This is a genomic window from Anaeromyxobacter oryzisoli, from assembly GCF_022690765.1.
Lineage (GTDB): Bacteria > Myxococcota > Myxococcia > Myxococcales > Anaeromyxobacteraceae > Anaeromyxobacter > Anaeromyxobacter oryzisoli.
In genome coordinates this window covers 1-2,913 of record NZ_JALCZA010000154.1, presented here as the reverse complement: position 1 = coordinate 2,913, position 2,913 = coordinate 1, and the positions used below count along the sequence as shown (strand labels likewise).

2 protein-coding genes are annotated in these 2,913 nt (G+C 72.4%); one reads left to right on the top strand and one right to left on the bottom strand.

Annotation, left to right across the window (positions count from 1 at the left end; translation table 11 throughout):
* Positions 1-316: 316 nt before the first annotated feature.
* Positions 317-1,846 (bottom strand): Hsp70 family protein, encoded by a 1,530-nt coding sequence (locus MNZ27_RS23025; RefSeq protein ID WP_242396403.1) that lies wholly within the window; start codon positions 1,844-1,846, stop codon positions 317-319.
* A gap of 162 nt (positions 1,847-2,008) precedes the next feature.
* Between MNZ27_RS23025 and MNZ27_RS23020 the strand changes: the two genes are divergently transcribed.
* Positions 2,009-2,863 carry a S1C family serine protease gene (locus tag MNZ27_RS23020; RefSeq protein WP_242396402.1) on the top strand — a complete coding sequence of 285 codons (855 nt, stop codon included), beginning with the start codon at positions 2,009-2,011 and terminating at the stop codon, positions 2,861-2,863.
* Positions 2,864-2,913: the final 50 nt, after the last annotated feature.

The window sequence follows — 2,913 nt, the reverse complement described above, 5'->3', positions numbered from 1 at the left end:
AGGCTACGCGCCCGCGCCGCGGGCCGAGCGCGGCGGCGGCGGACCGGCCCCGGCGAGCCGGGGTGGAGGCGGCGGCCGGGCGCACCCGGGCCGCGGCGAGGGTCGGTGAACCGAACGGCTCTATGGGCACGGACTCCACCGTGAACCGTGCCCGTCACCGTCACCGGCTCCTCCGTGACCCGTGAACCGGGTCCCGTGGCCGGTGGCCCGATCCCCGCTCCGTCCGACGACGACGGATCCGGGGACACGGGAGCCGGGGATCGGGTAAGGGCACGGTGGCGGGCGCGCGTGACCCGTGGCCGCGCGTCCTGCTCCGTCAAGCCGCGGCGACCCGCACGTTCGTCTGCGTCTTCCGCCCGGTGTCGAGATCGCGCGCGGACATCGTGAGGATCCCCTCGATGTTCACCTCGAACAGGAGCTCGAGGCGGACCTCGCCGGCACGGCCGGGCCGCACGCCGCTGAAGGTGAACTCGCCGAGGAGCTCGTTCGCGGCCGTCTCGGGGTGATCGCCCTGGAAGATGCGGACCACGAGCTCCCGCTGCCCGTCCACCGAGCTCGTCGCCGCCACGGTCTTCGCGTTCGGGATCGAGGCGTTGCGGGGGAAGACGACGTGCATCGTCCCGCCCGCCTGCTCGATGCCGATCGCCATCGGGATCACGTCGAGGAGCTGGATCCGGGGATCCGAGCTCTCCCCGAGCGACCAGCCGTAGAGGGCGGCGCCGATGGCCACCGCCTCGTCGGGGTGGACGCCCTTCGAGGGCGCCTTGCCGAAGAAGCGCGTGAGCCGCTCCTGGACGATGGGCATGCGGGTCTGGCCGCCGACGAGCATCACCTCGTCGATGTCCTTCGCGGTCACGCCCGCGTCGGCCATCACCTTCCCCGTGATCTCGAGGGTGCGATCCACGAGGTGCTGCGTCAGCGCCTCGAGGAGCGTGCGGTCGAACCTCAGGTCCAGGTCGAGCGGCTGGCCCTGCGGCGTCATCGTGATGAACGGGATCGAGAACGGGGCCTCCGCGCGGGCGGAGAGGTCGATCTTGGTCCGCTCGGCGAGATCCTTGATCCGCTGCATCGCCACGGGATCCGACGAGAGGTCGATCCCGTGCTTCCGCCGGAAGTCGTCGAGCACGTGCTCGATCATCGCGTTGTCGAAGTCGAGGCCGCCCAGGAAGACGTCGCCCCCGGTCGCCTTCACCTCGAACACGCGCTCCCGGATGTCGATGATGGAGACGTCGAACGTGCCGCCGCCGAGGTCGTAGATCAGCACCCGCTCGTGCAGCCGCTTCCCGATCCCGTACGCGAGCGCCGCCGCCGTCGGCTCGTTGATGATCCGCACCACGTCGAGATCGACCAGGGTCCCCGCCTCCTTCACGGCCTGGCGCTGCCGGTCGTTGAAGTAGGCGGGGACGGTCACCACCGCGCGCTGCACCTTGAAGCCGAGGTGGTCGGACGCGACGTCCCGGATCTTGGCGAGGATCTTCGCGCTGATCTCCGGGACGTGGAAGGTGCGGCCGTGGCAGTCGAGGGCGACGTCGTTCTGCGAGCCGGGCTGCACCCGGTACTGCACCGAGCGCCGGACCGACTCCACGACCTCGTCCTTCGGGGCCCGCCCGATGAGCCGCTTGGTCGCGTAGAGGGTGTTCCTCGGGTTGAGCTGCCACTGGCGCTTCGCCTCGTGGCCGATGAGCTCGTGCCCCTTGTCGTCGATCGCGTAGACGGACGGGATGGTGTACTCGCCGCCCTGGTACGGGATGAGCTTCACCTGGCCGTCGCCGTACGCGACCGCCCCGCAGGAGTTGGTCGTCCCGAGGTCGATCCCGATGATGGTGTCCGGCGGCAGCTTCTCCATGCGCCGGGAGCGTACTACGAGGGAAGCCCCCGGTGGAGCCCTCGCCGTGCGGGCGCGGGCGCGATCGCTCGCCAGGCCGATCGTGGGTCGAACGACGATCTCGTGACGAGGCCCCGCCATCGGCGGGGGAATTTTCGACCGAGGCGCGCCCGTTCGAGTTGCGTGCCTCGCATTCGACTTCTCTCCGGCCTGGCCAGCGCGGCCATGGGCGCCGGCCTCCTCTTCCTCGCGTCGCCCATCCTCGGCCTCTCCGCCGGGAGGCCGGCCAACCTCCGCGCCGAGACCGTCCAGAAGGTCTTCCCGAGCGCCGTCCGGCTCCAGCTCGCCGCGCACGGCGAGGTGCTGCGGAGCGCCTCCGGGATCGTCTTCGCGGAGGCGGAGGGCCGGAGCTACGTGCTCACCAACGCGCACGTGGTCGAGCGTGCCAGGAGCTGGCCGGACAAGATCGAGCTCCGGGTGATGCCCGCCGACGGCTCGGCGCCGCTCCTCGCGACCGTCCTCGCCCGCGGCCGGGTGCCCGACGTCGACCTCGCCGTGCTCGAGGTCGCCGCGCGGCTGCCCGTGACGCCGCTCGCCGCGGACGACGGCCTCCAGCTCGGGGACGACCTCGTCGTGATCGGCGCGCCGTTCGGGAAGGGGCTGTCGGTCGCGGCCGGGATCGTGTCGCAGGTGGAGTACGAGCAGGCCGAGAACGCGGCCGCCCCGCGGATCGCGAAGGCCCTCAAGACCGACGCGGCGATCGGGTACGGCAGCTCCGGCGGCGGCGTCTTCGACGTGCCGGGGGGCCGGCTGATCGGCCTCGTCGAGGGCTACCGGACGGCCCGGGTCGCCTTCGGGAAGGACTCCGACCAGTACGCGTTCGACGTGCCGATGCCCGGCGAGACCTTCGTCGCGCCGGCCGCGAAGATCCGGCGGTTCCTCGCCGAGCACGGGCTCGCGCGCCTCGCGCCGCCGGGCGCAGCCGTCGCGAACGCCCGGCGGGCGGACGCCGCGGCGGCGCCCGTCAAGCCGCTCTGATCGCTGATCGCCGATCGCGCGGCGCGCTCAGGGGACGGTGCCCGGACCGG